14 protein-coding genes and 1 pseudogene are annotated in these 15,973 nt (G+C 66.8%); 5 read left to right on the forward strand and 10 right to left on the reverse strand.

Annotation, left to right across the window (positions count from 1 at the left end; genetic code table 11):
• The first annotated feature begins 9 nt into the window (after positions 1–9).
• From ctaD to CUJ89_RS34650, 3 genes and pseudogenes are all read left to right on the forward strand, one after another.
• Complete coding sequence (gene ctaD, locus CUJ89_RS34640; RefSeq protein ID WP_114181956.1) at positions 10–2,649, forward strand: cytochrome c oxidase subunit I; 2,640 nt, start codon at positions 10–12, stop codon at positions 2,647–2,649.
• The gene (locus CUJ89_RS34645) at positions 2,646–3,047 is read left to right on the forward strand and encodes a cytochrome C oxidase subunit I (RefSeq protein ID WP_114181957.1); all 402 of its coding nucleotides are present in this window, start codon (positions 2,646–2,648) and stop codon (positions 3,045–3,047) included. Before ctaD ends, CUJ89_RS34645 begins: the two co-directional genes overlap by 4 nt.
• A pseudogene (locus CUJ89_RS34650) lies at positions 3,038–4,598 on the forward strand (c-type cytochrome). Before CUJ89_RS34645 ends, CUJ89_RS34650 begins: the two are co-directional and overlap by 10 nt.
• A 187-nt stretch (positions 4,599–4,785) precedes the next feature.
• On the opposite strand, the gene CUJ89_RS34655 reads toward CUJ89_RS34650, so the two are convergent.
• Positions 4,786–5,283, reverse strand: coding sequence for an adenylate kinase (locus tag CUJ89_RS34655; protein ID WP_114182458.1), 498 nt, complete (start codon positions 5,281–5,283; stop codon positions 4,786–4,788).
• A 98-nt stretch (positions 5,284–5,381) separates the two neighbouring features.
• Between CUJ89_RS34655 and CUJ89_RS34660 the strand changes: the two genes are divergently transcribed.
• On the forward strand, positions 5,382–6,059 hold the full coding sequence (locus CUJ89_RS34660; RefSeq protein WP_152036693.1) for a hypothetical protein: 678 nt from the start codon (positions 5,382–5,384) through the stop codon (positions 6,057–6,059).
• Positions 6,060–6,144: 85 nt separating this feature from the next.
• Here the strand turns inward: CUJ89_RS34660 and CUJ89_RS34665 are convergent, their stop codons facing one another.
• The 3 genes from CUJ89_RS34665 to CUJ89_RS38130 all read right to left on the reverse strand — a co-directional run bounded on the left by CUJ89_RS34665 (position 6,145) and on the right by CUJ89_RS38130 (position 9,421).
• Positions 6,145–8,001 carry a tannase/feruloyl esterase family alpha/beta hydrolase gene (locus tag CUJ89_RS34665; protein WP_114181959.1) on the reverse strand — a complete coding sequence of 619 codons (1,857 nt, stop codon included), beginning with the start codon at positions 7,999–8,001 and terminating at the stop codon, positions 6,145–6,147.
• A gap of 91 nt (positions 8,002–8,092) precedes the next feature.
• Positions 8,093–9,229: a porin gene (locus CUJ89_RS34670; protein WP_114181960.1), complete on the reverse strand. Its 1,137-nt coding sequence runs from the start codon at positions 9,227–9,229 to the stop codon at positions 8,093–8,095.
• A gap of 36 nt (positions 9,230–9,265) precedes the next feature.
• Positions 9,266–9,421 (reverse strand): hypothetical protein, encoded by a 156-nt coding sequence (locus tag CUJ89_RS38130; RefSeq protein ID WP_161556581.1) that lies wholly within the window; start codon positions 9,419–9,421, stop codon positions 9,266–9,268.
• Between the two features lie 350 nt (positions 9,422–9,771).
• Between CUJ89_RS38130 and CUJ89_RS34675 the strand changes: the two genes are divergently transcribed.
• Positions 9,772–10,710, forward strand: a complete 939-nt coding sequence (locus CUJ89_RS34675) for a LysR family transcriptional regulator (protein ID WP_114181961.1) — start codon at positions 9,772–9,774, stop codon at positions 10,708–10,710.
• Positions 10,711–10,731: 21 nt separating this feature from the next.
• Here the strand turns inward: CUJ89_RS34675 and CUJ89_RS34680 are convergent, their stop codons facing one another.
• From CUJ89_RS34680 to catA, 6 genes are all read right to left on the reverse strand, one after another.
• Positions 10,732–11,130 carry a RidA family protein gene (locus CUJ89_RS34680; protein ID WP_114182459.1) on the reverse strand — a complete coding sequence of 133 codons (399 nt, stop codon included), beginning with the start codon at positions 11,128–11,130 and terminating at the stop codon, positions 10,732–10,734.
• 80 nt (positions 11,131–11,210) lie between these two features.
• Complete coding sequence (benD, locus tag CUJ89_RS34685) at positions 11,211–11,981, reverse strand: benzoate diol dehydrogenase BenD (RefSeq protein ID WP_114181962.1); 771 nt, start codon at positions 11,979–11,981, stop codon at positions 11,211–11,213.
• Between the two features lie 2 nt (positions 11,982–11,983).
• Positions 11,984–13,006 (reverse strand): benzoate 1,2-dioxygenase electron transfer component BenC, encoded by a 1,023-nt coding sequence (benC, locus tag CUJ89_RS34690; RefSeq protein WP_114181963.1) that lies wholly within the window; start codon positions 13,004–13,006, stop codon positions 11,984–11,986.
• Between the two features lie 39 nt (positions 13,007–13,045).
• Entirely contained in the window at positions 13,046–13,534 is a 489-nt protein-coding gene (gene benB, locus CUJ89_RS34695) for a benzoate 1,2-dioxygenase small subunit (RefSeq protein ID WP_114181964.1), read from the reverse strand.
• Positions 13,531–14,889 carry a Rieske 2Fe-2S domain-containing protein gene (locus CUJ89_RS34700; protein WP_114181965.1) on the reverse strand — a complete coding sequence of 453 codons (1,359 nt, stop codon included), beginning with the start codon at positions 14,887–14,889 and terminating at the stop codon, positions 13,531–13,533. Before CUJ89_RS34700 ends, benB begins: the two co-directional genes overlap by 4 nt.
• A gap of 110 nt (positions 14,890–14,999) precedes the next feature.
• Positions 15,000–15,935 carry a catechol 1,2-dioxygenase gene (gene catA / locus CUJ89_RS34705; protein ID WP_114181966.1) on the reverse strand — a complete coding sequence of 312 codons (936 nt, stop codon included), beginning with the start codon at positions 15,933–15,935 and terminating at the stop codon, positions 15,000–15,002.
• Positions 15,936–15,973 lie beyond the last annotated feature (38 nt).

The following is a 15,973-nucleotide window of genomic DNA, read 5'->3' on the forward strand; positions in this document are numbered from 1 at the left end:
AGGACGCCGATGGACGTTGCCCGCGACACGCCCGTCCCGCTCAGCCGCGTGCCCGACCTCGGCGAAGCGCCGCCGGGCTCCGCGCACGAGCGCGCGCTCGCCGGGCTGTGGGAATCGGCGCCCGGCTGGCGCGGCTGGCTCGGCACCGTCGACCACAAGCGCATCGGGCTGCGCTACATCGTCACGGCGTTCGTGTTCCTGCTGCTCGGCGGCGTCGAGGCGCTCGTGATGCGCATCCAGCTCGCGCGGCCAAACGCGACGCTGCTCACGCCTGCTCAATACGACTCGCTATTCACGATGCACGGCGTCACGATGATCTTCCTGTACGCGCTGCCCGTGCTGTCCGGCTTCGCGAACTACCTGTGGCCGCTGATGCTCGGCTCGCGCGACATGGCGTTCCCGCGGCTGAACGCGTTTTCGTACTGGGCGTTCCTGTTCGCCGGGCTGTTCCTGTACGCGAGCTTTCCGCTCGGTGCGGTGCCGGACGGCGGCTGGTTCAACTACGTGCCGCTCACGTCGCTCGACTACAGCGCCGGCGCGAACATCGACATCTATGCGCTCGGGATGATCCTGCTCGGCATCTCGACGACCGGCGGCGCCGCGAACTTCGTCGTCACGCTGCTGCGGATGCGCGCGCACGGCATGTCGATCGACCGGCTGCCGATCATCGTGTGGGGCACGCTGACGGCGTCGGTCGCGAACCTCGTCGCGGTGCCGTCGGTGAGCCTCGCATTCCTGCTGCTGTGGCTCGACCGCAATGCGGGCACGCATTTCTTCGACGTCGCGCACGGCGGCCGGCCGCTGCTGTGGCAGCACCTGTTCTGGATGTTCGCGCACCCGTGGGTCTACGTGGTCGTGCTGCCCGCGATGGGCATCGTGTCGGACGCGCTGCCGACCTTCTGCCGGCGGCCGCTCGTCGCGTACGAGGCCGTCGCGGTATCGACCGTCGCGACGATGCTGATCGGCTTCGAGGTGTGGGTCCACCACATGTTCGCGACGGGCATTGCGCCGCTCGCGCTCGCGTTCTTCGGCGCGGCGAGCATGCTGATCTCGATCCCGAGCGCGGTCGCGGTGTTTGCATGGATCGCGACGATCTGGACCGGCCGCCCCGTGTTCCGCACGCCGTTCCTGTATTTCGCGGGCTTCGTGCTGATGTTCGTGATCGGCGGCGTATCGGGCGTGATGACGGCCGCCGTGCCGCTCGACTGGCAGCTCACCGATACGTATTTCGTCGTCGCGCACCTGCATTACGTGCTGCTCGGCATCAACGTGTTCCCGGTGCTTGGCGGGATCGCGTACTGGTTCCCGAAGTTCACCGGGCGAATGATGAACGAACGGTTCGGCCACGTGACGTTCTGGGTCGTGCTGGTCGGCTTCAACCTCGGCTTCTTCCCGATGCACATCTCGGGGCTGCTCGGGATGCCGCGCCGCATCTACACGTATCCGGCGGGGATGGGCTGGGACACGTCGAACCTGCTGACGACGATCGGCTCGTTCGTGTTCGGGCTGGGCATCGTGATGTTCATCGTCAACGCGCTGGTGAGCGCCCGGCACGGCGCGCGCGCCGGCGAGAATCCGTGGGGCGCGGCCGGCCTCGAATGGTCGGTCGCGTCGCCGACGCCCGTGTACAACTTCGCGGTACTGCCGCTCGTCGCGTCGCGGCATCCGCTGTGGGAAACGCGTGACGATGCGCGGCGCACCAGCGTGCATGTCGGCTACCGGCTCGCGGACGGCCGCGAGGCGCTCGCCGTCACGCCGCTTGCGGCCATGCCGAACGCGATCCTGAAGATGCCCGACGACACCTGCGTGCCGTTCGTGCTCGCGCTGCTCGCGACCGGCGTGTTCGCGGCGATGCTGGTGCGCTCGCCCGCGCTCGTCTGCGTGGCCGTGGCCGGCTGCGCGATCGCCACCAGCGCGTGGCTGTGGCCGCGTCGCACGCTCGGGCAGCGCAGGCGATTGCCGGCTCGCGACCTCACGCAGGCACCGGCGGCGGCGGCCGGGCCTCATCCCGACGCGCCGTCGTCGGCCACGGTGCCGCGCGGCGCGCCGACCGCATGCGTCGAACCGCTGCCGGTCGGCAGTTGCGGCGAGCGCGCGGGCGGCTGGTGGGGCGTCGTGACGCTCGTCGTGACCGAGGCCGGGCTGTTCGGCTACCTGCTGTTCTGCTATTTCTACCTGCAGTCGCAATCGGCCGCGCCGTGGCCGCCCGAAGGGATGCCGAAGATCGGGTTCGCGGCCGGCAACACGGTCGTGCTGCTGTCGAGCAGCGTGTTCGTGTGGCTCGCCGAGCGCGCGGTGCGGGCCGGCCGGCGGCGGCGCGCGGTGGCGGCGCTCGTCGTCGCACTGGTGCTCGGCACCGTGTTCGCACTCGTCCAGCTGCACGAATGGCGCGACCATCCGTACGGGCCAACCGCGCATCTGTACGGCAGCCTGTACTTCACGATCACCGGGTTCCACCTCGCGCACGTCGTCGCCGGTCTCGCGATCCTCGCGCTGCTCGCCGGGTGGACGGCCGCCGGCTTCTTCGGCCGCGAGCGGCGCGTCGCGCTGACGGTCGGCGGGCTCTACTGGCATTTCGTCGACATCGTGTGGCTGTTCATCTTCACCGCGCTGTACGTGTCGCCGTACTGGCTCGGGAGCGCGGGATGAACGGCGCGCGACGCGCGTGGACGCCGCTGCTGGCGATCGCGGCCGGCCTCGTCGGCGCACCCGCGCTATGGTTCGCGCAGATGCTCGTGTCCGAAACGCTCGCGTCGACCGCGTGCTACCCGCTCGGCGTCGCGCAGGCCGTGCCGCGCTGGGCGCACGTAGGCGTCTGGCTCGCGCTGATCGCCGCGTGCGCGTTCGCGCTGGCCGCGGCGTGTGCGACCTGGCTCGCGCGCGCATGGCGGCACCGGCGCGATGCCGACGCGCCCGCCGCGACGCACGACGACAGCACGCGTTTTCTTGCGCGCTGCGGCATGCTCGCCGCGCTCGGGTTCGTGACCGGTCTCGTGTTCACCGGGATCGTCACGGCTTTCGTGGGGCCTTGCAGTCCATGGCGCTGATCGCGTTCGCATCGTCGTTGCACGTTCGGCGCCGCCGCGCCGGTGTCGTGCTGGCCGCTTGCATCGCGCTCGCCGGCTGCGGCCGGGCCGACGAGAGCGGCATGGCCGACGATGCGACCGAAACGGCATCGTCGGCTTCGGTGCCGGCGGCAGAGCCCGCGTCCGACTGGCATTACGTGCGGATTCGTGAATCGGCTGCGGCGGCCGGCGCATCGATGTCGGCGCGTGCGAGCGAGGACCCGCGGCTTTCGCAACCGCGTGCCGCCGCTGCGTCCTCCGCCGCTTCCGCCGCGCCGCCGGCGACTGCTTCGGCGTCGGCAGCCCGCCGCCCGACTATCGCGGCCGCCGCCGCGGACACCGACGCCGCGACGATCGCGCGCGGCCGCTATCTCGCGCTCGCCGGCGACTGCGCGGCCTGCCACGACGCGGCCGACCACACGCCGTACGCGGGCGGCCAACCGGTGAATTCGCCGTTCGGGCCGATCTACGCGCCGAACATCACGCCGGACCCGGCGCACGGCATCGGCCATGACACGCTGCGGCAATTCGACGATGCGCTGCGCCGCGGCGTGCGCGCGGACGGCAGCCGGCTGTATCCGGCCATGCCCTACCCATCGTTCGCACGGCTGAGCGCCGACGACGTGCGAGCGCTGTATGCGTATTTCATGCGCGGCGTCGCGCCGTCCGCGAACGTGGTGCGTGTCACGCGCCTGCCGTTTCCGTTCGACCAGCGCTGGGCGCTCGCACTGTGGGGTTTCGCGTTCGCCAACCACGACCGGTTCGTGCCGTCGCCGTCGCGATCGCCGGAATGGAATCGCGGCGCGTATCTGGTGCAGGGGCTCGGCCACTGCGGCGCATGCCATACGCCGCGCGGCCCGGGTTTCAACGAGCGCGGCTACGACGAGCACAGCACGGCGTTCCTGACCGGCGGCATCAACGATCACTGGTTCGCGCCGAACCTGACCGGCGCGGACACGGACGGCCTCGGCCGCTGGTCGGCCGATGACATCGCCGCCTTCCTGAGCAGCGGCCATGCGGCGCGCGGCGCGGTGTTCGGCGCGATGGCACCCGTGGTCGGCGAGAGTACCGCGCTGCTCACCGACGCCGATCGTTACGCGATCGCCACCTACCTGAAATCGCTGCCGGCGCGTCCGACCGCCGCGACGAATCCGCTGGGTGTCGGCACCGCGCGGCTGACGGCCGCCGGCCCGCGTCCGGAAGGCGGCCAGCAGGCGCCCGGGGCCGGTGTGTACGCCGCGTTCTGCGCGCGCTGCCACGGCGCCGACGGTGCGGGCGTACGCGATCACGGGCCGCCGCTCGCCGGGAACCCGGCCGTGCTGGCGGCCGATCCGACGAGCACAATCCGCATCGTCGTCGAAGGCGCCCGGCGGTAGCCCCGGGCCGCTGCGGCGCATGCCGGCGATGCGCGGCGTGCTGACGAGCAGCGAGATCGCGGCGGTGGTCAGCTATGTGCGCGGCGCGTGGGGGAATCGTGCCGCGCCAGTGTCGGAGCAGGAGGTCAGGCGGTTGCGGGAAGCGATTCGCAAGTAGCGCGGGGGACGTCCTGCATCAACGCGGTGCGCCGGCTTCCCTGGCGGAAGCGAGTCCCGATCGGGCAGGTCGACGCGCCGACCGCAATCGCACGCGTATTCGACATCCCGGCAGCCCGTGCGCGACTCGCCGAACTGCGCTGCGCGGCACGCTCGCGACAGCCGGAATGTCGTCAAGCCCGCTTTTCTCAGAACGGCAACCGGCTGGCGAACTGCGTGACGGCGTCGCGCGACCGAAGCATGGTCTTGTCGCCAGCGAACTGATCGAACAGGGCCTCGTGGGCGGCATGCGAGCTTGACCCGCTTCGCGACCGGTAGGTCGCGGCCCAATCCTGCAACGCGGCGAAAGCATCGGCGGAGCCGCCGCGACGAATGCCGCGCCGCCGAATATTGGCCACGCATTCGGCTTCGTCGATGCACAGCCAGATCAGCGCGCTCGCATCCCGCTTGACTTCGTCGACGAGCCAGCCGTAAATGCCTTCGATGATCCAGCGATCGGCGCCCGCGGCCTGTCGAACCAGCCGAATCGCGTCCGCCCGCTCGCGGGCAGCGTTGTAACCGCCAGGAAGCCAATGGATCTGATCGAGATCGACGCAGGGGGCGCCGATGTGCCCAGCGATACGTTCGGCCAGCCAGCTCTTCCCGGAACCCGAATTGCCGATGACGAGCGTTCGGCTCAAGTCCATCGCGCACGCATGCATGAAAGTCGTCCTTCCCGGCCTCGAATAACATTCACCATTCATTGAAAACACAACCGATGCGACTCCGACACCTCCGATCCCGCTTGGGTAAGTTTGCCATGCCGGCGCTGCCGTTTGCGCTGTTTCCGTCGGTAAGCCGTGCCGAAGCCGGTGAACTGGGCGGCATCGCGATGGCTGCGTTGACGGTTGCGTCGGTGTTCTGGGTCGTGCTGACCCTGGTGGTCTTCGTGCTGCTCCGTCGCCGAATGCCGATATTGAAGCGGCTCGCCTGCACCGTACTGTTTTTCTTCCTGCCCGCGTTGCTGCTCGGCGGCGAACTCCTCAAGGAATACGCGCTGGACGGATACAGCGGCCGGGACGAGGTCACGACCCAACCGCTGGTGGTGCTCGGGGCGACCTTCCCGCCCGGAAGTCACGCCGTCTACGACGGAGCCGGCGGCTTTTTCGGCTGGGGTGCAAAGCGCGCGCTGCAGTCCATCCATAGCCCGCACCCTGTCCTGCTCGGCAACGTTCCGATCGACGGCCTGATTTTCATCCCCGAGAACTGTTGCGACCGGGCCAGGGCCGAGGTCAGCGCCGGCACGATCATCGACGGCCTGCCTTGCGGCGACGCGGTTTTCGACCTCACCCCGACGGGACCCGCCTTGCGGTCGTGCTTCATGGCCGCGCCAGTCTTGTGGCGCGGGAACCAGTTGGTCGCCGGATCCTTTGTCGACCTGACGGCACCGCTGAGCATGCAGGGATTGCAGGACACGAAGTAGATTTCAACGGCACAGCCACCGCGTCGTCAGCCACACCCAAAAATGCGCGCGGCCTGCTCCGCCGCGCGCATCCGGTCGCCCGCCCTTACTTGCACGAATAGTTCGCCGCGTCCTTGATCGAACCCGAACCGTTGTACGTGGCCTTCGCCGGATACATGCAAACGGGCTGGCTGGCGCTGCCGTCCGCCGACGCCAGCTTGATGCTGGTCGGTGCGTTCCCGTGCTCGACCCAGTCGACCAGCTTCGCATACAGGTCCTGGCGGTCGGCATGCGGCAGCGGCACCGTATTCGCCGTCTGCGTGGGGCCGGCCGTACCGGTGACGCCGCCGTAGCCGCTGCAGTGCCCCATGCCCGGAACCAGGAACAACCGGTCGAACTGCTGCACGGCCGGGATCCCGCCCATCCGGCTCGCCACGCGTTCGTAATAGTTGATGCTGCCCGACGGCGTGATCAGCGGGTCGGCGAGGCCGTGATAGTGCAGCACCTTCGCACCGGCCTTCACGAGCCCCGACAGGTCCGGATTGTCGGTATTGATGTTGCCGAACGACGTCTGCAGCGCGATGCCCTGATCGTATGCGTTCGCGAGGCCCGCATAGTTCAGGTTCTTCCACTTGTTCGCGCCGTTTCCGGTCGCGTTCGTGAAGTTCGCGCCTGCAATCGTCGGATCCTGCAGTTCCAGCGCAACCAGGTCGGTCGAGATGCTGAACGGCGACGATCCGGCCAGCGCCCCGGTGAGGGTTCCGCGCATCAGGCCGAACCACAGCTGATTGCTGGCCAGCGACGTTGCCGTGCCGATGTCGGCAGCCGGGCTCGGCACCGAACCGTCGCGCGTCATTCCATACCAGGTCTTGTTCATCGCGGTCGCTTGCGCGGCCGTCACGCACGCGGCCGTCACGTTCGTTCCGGTGACGGCGCCGATCTTCACGCCGGCGCACAGCACGTTCGCGTCCTGCGTCGGATCGTAGCGACACTGGGCCGGGTCCATCGGATAACCGAGATGCTGGCCGCCAACCGAATCGCACGCACTGACAGCCGCCCCCGACAGCAGCGTCTGCTGCGCGTCGGTCAACGTCATGCCGCCCAGATCGTTTTGCGCGACGACCTGCGGATAGAGCTCGCCCGTAATGAACTTCGACCAGTTGAACGCAGGCGCGCCGTTCAGATAGCCGTCGTAGTCGGACGGGTTGTTCTGCACCTCGTTGTAGCCCTGCCGGCCGCCCGTCGAACAGCCGTCCCAGTACGCATACTTCTGCGGCGTCGCGTAGTAGGCCGCGACCAGCGCCTTCGTCTTCAACGCCAGTTCGTGCAGGCTGCGCTGCGCGAAGTCGCCCCACAGCGTCGTGTTGATCGTTCCATCCGGATTCATCGCAAACGAACCGTTCGGGATGGCATGCCCGGTATCCGTCGTGCCGACCACCGCGCCCTCGGCGGCCGCGATCGTCGCCGCGCCCGGCACGCCGCCGGCGCTGGCGATCTGCGTCGGGTCGTCATAGGCGCCGCCTTGCCACCCGCCGCCGCCGAGGTTGTGGATCCGGTGATTCCAGTTCGCCGGCGTCGGCAGCCAGATTTCCATGCCGATGCCCGCCGACGTCGACGGTGCGCCCGCCGGGCCCGCGTTGCCCGGGCCGACGTTCAGCTTGACGAGGCACAGATCGCTGCCGGCCACCGGTGTCGCGGACGTGGCGGCCGACGCAGCAAGCACGAGCGGGTCGCCGGCCTTGAACGACTTCACGGCAATCACGGTGGTGTTCGCGTCCGGCGCGAATCGCGCTTTCATCGTGTCGTTGCATTCCAGCGCGACGGATGTCGTGCCGCTTCCGGACGTTTCAACGTCGTGATCGTTACAGCCGGACAACGCCATGGTTCCTATTGCGGACGCAACAGCCACCACCCCCAAACGCCGTGCCCTGCGACTGCTCTTGCCGCTGATCGTCGACTCCATACCGTCCCTCCGTGTTCTTTCGAGTTATTTGCATGATTGAAAGCGAACCGGCGCGCACCGATTCGCTCCGTGGTCGTTCAAAGCGAGCCGCTCAGAACATGTGCCGGATACCGGCCATCACCCCCACCTGGTTTTGCCCCGGCGCGGGCGTCGTGCCGCCACCGCCGGCACTGATCGTGAATGCCGCGTGCGCGCTGTTGGCGAGATACGCGCCCTGCAGATAGACGGCCGTCTGCTTCGACAGGAAGTAGGTGCCGCGCAACGCGCCGAGCGTCGCGCGCGCATCCTGGCCCGACACGTTGACGTGATAGACGCCGCCGTCGACCAGGAAAGCCGGCGTCACGTAGTAGTTGGCGGTGAGATAGAACAGGTTCGAGTGCACGTTCGGGCCGCCCGACGAACCGGTGTCGACCCAGCGGCCGATCCACCCGCCGCCGACCTTCACGCCGAACGCGTTGACGTAACCGTTGAGCTGCGCGCGATCGTCCTTGTCGCCGTTCGACGTCAGCGGCATCGGCTTGACGCCGTCGAAGAAGTTCGCGGCGGCCGTCGCGCCGCCGCCGCGCTGTTCTTCATACGACGCGGCCGCGCCGAACGACGTCGAATCGTATTTCAGCATCGCGGACCACAGCCGGCACACGGTCATGTCGCCGGGCGTCGGGCCCGCGCACGTGCCTTGACCCGGCGAGTTTCCGGTACCGGCCGAATCGCGACCGAACGAATACATCGCGCCTGCCGTCAAGCCGCCGAACTTGCCGCGCCACGCAACGGCATTGTCGGCGCGGCCGTTCGGGATGTACGCGTCGAGGGACGGCAAGCCGTAGATGTTCGGGCCGAGCAGGTCGGAATCGAGCACCGCGTAATACGTCATCGTGTACTGACGGCCGAACGACAGCGTGCCGTATGGGCTTTCGATCCCCACCCAGCTTTGCCGGCCGAACAGCCGGCTGCCTTGCCCCATCGTGCCGTTGCCGACGTTGAAGCCGCTTTCGAGCGCGAAGACGGCCTTGTAGCCGCCGCCGAGATCCTCCGACCCGCGCAGCCCCCAGCGCGACGGCAACTCGCCGGTGATCGAAGGCATGCGCACGATGCCCTTCCCTTGGGCATTGGCGTGCGACACGTATTCGACGCCCGTATCCACGACGCCATACAACGTCACGCTGCTTTGTGCAAAACCGGCCGTCGCAAATCCGAGCAAAGCTCCGCCTGCGAGATGCTGAAATCTCATGCTGTCTCCAAACCTTGATATGGGTAAGTCCGATTCCTACGGATGACTGATCAATAATCCGGAATCGTTGAACTTTTTCCCCGCTGACTCGGTAAAGCCCCCGTCGGTATCCGCCGGGTTGAAACGCGGGTTCTTCTCTGAAAAATGCGAATGGACCGGATCAAGCACGCCATGCACGTCGAGCGTCGACACGCTGTGGTTCGACTCGCCGCTGGCTTCCGGCCGATAGGGAATGTAATCGGGGGGCGTCTCCTTGTTGCATGGTTCCGTTCGGGTTTGCAACCTGTTTGCGGCGATAGTAGCGACCACAAATTGGCCAGTCCAACACCGAATGGGTATCGGTTTATATCTGAGAGGTATGCAAGGGTTGCTCGCCCTTATTTGGTGCAGATACGGTTGTCGCATCGAATGAATCCATCTGCAAACCGAACTAATTTACCTGCTAAAGCCGGCCACACCCGCGTTGAAGCTGCCGTAGAATGTGGAAAGCCAATTCACGGCCCCGCGGCTTCATCCCCTCTCTCCACTCGACGGCAAGGAACATGGAGCTACGCCATCTGCGCTATTTCGTTGCTGTCGCCGAAGAACGCAGCTTCACGCGGGCCGCACAAAGGCTGCACATCGCGCAGCCGCCGTTGAGCCGGCAGATCCAGCAACTCGAACAGCAACTCGGCGCGTTGCTGTTCGAGCGCGAATCGCGCCCGCTGAAACTCACCGAGACCGGCCGCTTCTTCCACCAGCACGCAGTGCAGTTGCTCGAGCAAACGGCCGAGCTCGAATCGATGACGCGCCGCGTCGGCAAGATCGAACGCAGCCTGTCGGTCGGCTTCGTCGGCTCGACGCTGTACGGGATGCTGCCGAAAGTCATTCGCCGCTATCGACAGCTGCATGCCGAGGTCGAACTGAGCCTGCACGAGATGTCGACGATGGATCAAATCAAGGCGCTCAAGGAAGGCCGCATCGACGTGGGATTCGGGCGCATCCGCCTCAACGACCCGAGCGTGCGCCGCGTCGTGCTGCGCGAGGAACCGATGATCGCGGCGCTGCCGCTCGGCCATCGGCTGTGCGAAACGAACGCGGCGCTGTCGCTGCACGACCTGCTCAACGAAACGCTGATCGTGTTTCCGAAGGCGCCGCGCCCGAGTTATGCGGACCAGGTGCTCGCCGCGTTCCACGATCGCGCGCTCAAGCCGGCGCGCGTGCTGGAGACGCGGGAACTGCAGATCGCGCTCGGGCTCGTCGCGGCGGGCGAAGGCGTGTCGATTGTGCCGAAGAGCGTGTACGGGCTCAAACGCGACGACGTGTCATACCAGGAGCTGGACGACACGCGGCTCGTGTCGCCGATCATCATGAGCATGCGCATGCTCGACGCATCCGACGACATCGAACGCATGCTGCGGCTCATCTACGACCTGTACGACGAGCAAGGCATGGCGTATTTGCCGGCGGCGGAACGCGACGATCCGGCCGCGCCGGGCTGAGCCGGCGCGTGGCCGCCGCGATCACGCCGGCAGCACGGCCACCGCCTTGATCTCGACGATATAACCGGGCGACCCGCCCAGCATGTGCGCGCCGACCGCCGTCCATGCCGGCTTCGGATGCGCATCGAGGTAGCGGTCGCGCACCTGCATGAACAACGGCAGGTCGCGCATGTCGGTATGGAACGTCGTCAGGTCGACCACGTCGTTGAACGATGCGCCGGCGGCCTCCAGCACGAGCTTCAGATTCTCGAACGCCTGCACCATCTGTGCTTCGCGGCCTTCGACCAGCTGCATCGCCGCGTCGCGGCCGATCTGGCCGGATACGTAAAGCGTATCGCCGACTTTCAGGCCGGGCGCGTAGCCGATTTTCTCGTACACCGCTTCCATTCCCGCCGGAACGAAGGCTTTGCGATCACGCATGGATGTCTCCGTGGCCGGCGTCTTTCCGCCGGCCGGTTGGTTGTCGATGAACACGTGCAAGCGGCTTCACGGCACGCCGCTCAACCCGTATCGCCGCCCGCGACCGGCAGCACCGTGCCGGTGATGTAGCTCGCCTCGTCGGACGCGAGGAACAGGATCGGCGCGATCTGCTCGTCGAGGCTGCCGTAGCGCTTGAAGAACGTCGAATCGTTCACTTGCCGCACGGCTTCGGCCATCCACGCCTGTTCCTGCTCGCTGTCGCCGGCCGCATTGCGCGGCACGCGGCGCGGCGGCGCACTGGTGCCGCCCGGCGCGGTCGCGACGACCCGGATGTTGTGCTCCGCGTATTCCATCGCGAGCGCCGCCGTCAGTGCATTGACGCCGCCTTTCGCCGCCGAATACGGCACGCGGCGAATACCGCGCGTCGCGTTCGACGAGATGTTGACGATCGTGCCGCCGCCGCGCGCGAGCAGGTGCGGCAGCACCGCGTGGCAGGTATAGAGCGTCGGCATCAGCGAACGGCGTATTTCCGCGTCGATCTGCGCCGGCTCGAACTCGGCGAACGGACGCATGCGAATCGCGCCGCCGACGCCGTTGATCAGGATGTCGATGCCGCCGAACGTCTGCACCGCGCAGGCGATCGCCGCGTGCGCGCCTTCGTACGTTTCGAGATCGGCGACGAATCCGGCCGTCTCGCCCTGCGGCGCTTCGGCCGCCACCTCGGCGACGAAATCCGCGCGATCGACGAACAGCACCCTGCCGCCTTCGGCCGCCACGCGCAGCGCGACGCCGCGGCCGATGCCCTGCGCCGCGCCGGTGACGACGACGACCTTGCCAGAGAAGCGTTGCATGATCAGGCCGCCTTTGCCGTGACGTTGGGGGTGAACTTCTCGTAGTGGAAGCTGTTGGGCTTCACGCCTTCGTCGTCGAAGTACTTGCGCACCGCATCGACCATCGGCGGCGGCCCGCACAGATACACGTCGACGTCGCCATCGTTCAGCGCGTCGGCCGGAATGTGCTGCGTGACCCAGCCCTTGCGCGGATGGCTCGACTCGGCGTCCGCGATGACGGTCGCAAAACTGAAGTTCGGCAGCTTCGCCGCCAGCGCCTCGATCGCGTCGACCAGCACGAGGTCGAGATCGCGCGTCACGCCGTAGATCAGGTGCACCTTCTGCTGCGAACCGGTGCGCACCAGCACTTCGAGCATCGACAGGAACGGCGCGAGACCCGTGCCGCCGGCGAGGAACAGCAGCGGCCGCTGCACGTCGCGCAGGTAGAAGCTGCCGAGCGGCCCGTGCAGTTCCAGCGTGTCGCCCGGCTGCGCGGATTCGAGCCACGTGCTCATCACGCCGCCGGGAATCTTCTTGATCAGGAAACTAACCTTCGCGTCGGCCGGCGCCGACGAGAACGAATAGGAACGGTGCTGGCCGCTCGCGGGCACGTCGATGTTCACGTACTGGCCCGGCAGGAACACCGGCGCGGCGGTGCCGACATCGAGTTCGAGCACGACGGCCGCATCGTTGTGCTGCTCGACCTTCGTCACGGTCGCGGCAAAGCCGCTTTGCCCGGTCTTGCACGCGACCGACGACGTCGGCACCGCGATCACGCAATCGCTTTGCGGCACCATCTGGCACGTCAGCACGAGGCCGCCGTCCTTCTCGTCTTCGGTCAGCGCATCGTCGATGTAGTCGTCGCCAAGGTCGTAGCTGCCGCTTTCGGCGCGGCACTTGCAGGTGCCGCACACGCCGTCGGAACAGTCCATCGGCAGGTTGATCTTCGCGCGGAAGGCGGCGTCGAGCACCTTCTCGCCGGCCTTGCAGTCGATGAAGCGGGTCACCCCGTCCTCGAAATTCAGTGCAATCTTGTAACTGGACATGGCATCACCTCCACTTCATTTCATGACAAAGCAACGGCGTCAGACGTGGTAGACGTCGAGCACCTGCCGGATATAGTCGTTCTTCAGCTCGATCTTCTTGTGCGAAATCAGCAGCGCGTCGCCCGCCTGGCGCAACGTGACGAACATCGTGCCGAAGAAGTGATCGGTCACGCGGTAGCGATGGTTCAGCGTGTGAAAGTTGTAGCGCACGTCGACTTCGTACTCGCGTTCGGCCAGCACCTCGACGTTCGTCACGTTGTGGCTGGTGCGCGGCTCGGGCGTCGACGCGCCGCTGCGCTCGGTCTTGATCCGGAACACGCGATCCTCGAGGCCGCCGCGATCCGCGTAATACATCAGCGAGATCTGACTCTGGTGGTCGTCGGTCGGCCGATCGTCGTCGTCCCACGCGGGCATCCAGTACGTGACGTCTTCCGTGTAGCAGGTCAGCCACTCGTCCCACTGGCGATCGTCGAGCAGGCGCGCTTCGCGATACAGCGTCGCGCAGACAGTCCGGTAATCGATGTTCATGCCGCCACCTCCCCGCGTTCCTTTTTCAGCGCATCGCGCATCACATGCACCCAGTGTTCGTGCTGGCACACGAACAGCCCTTCGTCCTCGCTGCGCTCGCCCGAGATGCGCGGGTTCAGCCCCATCTTCTTCGCGTTCTCGTCGGGGCCGTCGACCCACAGCGGCGCACCGCGCGACAGGTCGTTCCACATCGCCGTGATGCCCGCATAGCCGGCCTGGCACGCGCGAAACTCCTCGAGATCGTCGGCGGTGCCCATGCCCGTCACGTTGAAGAAATCCTCGTACTGGCGGATGCGGGTCGTACGGTCGGCTTCGCTCTCGCCCTTCGGCGCGAAGCAGAAGATCGTGACTTCGGTCTTGTCGACGCCGAGCGGCCGCACCACGCGAATCTGCGTACTGAACTGATCCATCAGGAACACGTTCGGGTACACGCACAGGTTGCGCGTCTGGTTCACGATGAAATCGGCCTGAACTTCGCCGACGCGCGCCTTGATCTCGTCGCGATGCTGATACACGGGCCGCACTTCCGGGTTCATCGTCTGCGTCCACAGCAGGATGTGGCCGTTGTCGAAGCCGTACACGCCCGCGACCGACTTGCTCCAGCTGTTCGCGTCGACGGCCTTGGTGCCGTCTTCCTTGCGGCGGCCCATCGTCGCCGCGTAGTTCCAGTGCACGGTGCTGACGTGGTAGCCGTCGCAACCGTTCTCCATCTGCATCTTCCAGTTGCCTTCGTAGATGTAGGACGAGCTGCCGCGCAGCACTTCGAGCCCGTTCGGCGCCTGGTCGACGATCTGGTCGATGATCACGCGCGCTTCGCCGAGGTAGTCCTCGAGCGGCAGCACGTCGGCGCTGAGGCTGCCGAACAGGAAGCCGCGATAGTTCTGGAAGCGCGCGACCTTCTTCAGGTCGTGCGACCCGTGCGTGTTGAACTGCACCGGATACTCGGTCGTCTTCTCGTCCTTCACCTTCAGCAGCTTGCCGGTGTTCGAGAAGGTCCAGCCGTGGAACGGGCACGTGAAGCTGCCCTTGTTGCCGTGCTTGCGGCGGCACAGCATCGCACCCTTGTGTGCGCACGCATTGATGACCGCGTGCAGCTCGCCGGTCTTGTCGCGCGTGATCACGATCGGCTGACGGCCGATCCACGTCGTGTAGTAATCGTTGTTGGCTGGAATCTGGCTTTCGTGCGCCAGATACACCCAGTTGCTCTCGAAGATGTGCTTCATCTCGAGCTCGTACAGCTCCGCGTTGGTGAAGATGTCGCGGCGGCAGCGGAATACGCCGGCCTCTTTGTCATCCTGCACGGCAGTGGCGAGCAGGTGATCCAGTTCGTTGGCTTGGTCGATCGTGGCAGACATGTTGGCTCCTCCCATGCGCGTGCCGGGTCCTGCAAGGCACGCTCGCATCGGTATCGATTGAATCTCGCGGGGACCCGGCGGCGGCGCATCCGCGCCGCGCCGTCGGGCGGTTACGCCGTCGCGTCAGCGCGCAGGCGGTGGACGATCTGGTTGTCCTTGCCCTGTACCAGCGGCGTCAGCACGAAGTTGAACTCGATGTCCTGGTACGCATCGGTCTTCATGCCGAGCGCCGTGCCGCCGGTCTTGTCGACGACGGGCGGAATCAGCTCCTCGCGCGTCGCATACGCGAAGTCATCCCAGATCAGCGGATCGCCGTCGATGTTGAACTGCGTCGTCAGCTTGCGGTGATCGTTGCTGTCGACGAAGAAGTGCACGTGCGCCGGGCGGTTGCCGTGGCGGCCGAGGCCGTCCAGCAACTGCTGGGTCGCGCCCTGCGGCGGGCAGCCATAGCCGACCGGCATCAGCGTGTGGAATTCGTACTTGCCGTCCGCGCCCGTCTTCACCGCGCCGCGCAGGTTGAAATCGGTCTGCGCGCCGGTCGGGTCGAAATGCGAATAGAAGCCTTTCGAGTTCGCGTGCCAGCATTCGACCAGCGCGCCGGCTACCGGCTTGCCGTCGAGACCGGTCACCGTACCGTGGATCACGAGCGGGCCCGCGCCTTCGTCGGCGTCGAGGTCGATCTTCGACACGCCGTCGCGCACCGGTGCGCCCGCCACATACAGCGGCCCTTCGATCGTGCGCGGCGTGCCGCCGTCGAGGCCGACCGCCTTGTCCTCGGCGTCCATCCGGATGTCGAGATACTTCTCGAGGCCGAGGCCGGCCGCGAGCAGCGCCGCTTCGCCGTCCTGGCCGAGCTTGTTCAGGTAGTTGACGCCGGCCCACACCTCATCGGGCGTGATGTCGAGATCGTCGATCGCCTTGAACAGGTCGCCCAGCAGCCGCTGGACGATCTGCCGGGTCCGCGCGTTGCCGCCGTTCCCGCCGGCGTTCGACGCGGCCTTCAGCAGATCCTGCACTTCGTTGGTATCGAAAACTTTGACGCTCATGATGGTGTCTCCACGTGTATTTGGGGGAATGACGGCCT

The sequence above is a fragment of the Burkholderia pyrrocinia genome, from assembly GCF_003330765.1.
Taxonomy (GTDB): Bacteria; Pseudomonadota; Gammaproteobacteria; order Burkholderiales; family Burkholderiaceae; genus Burkholderia; species Burkholderia pyrrocinia_B.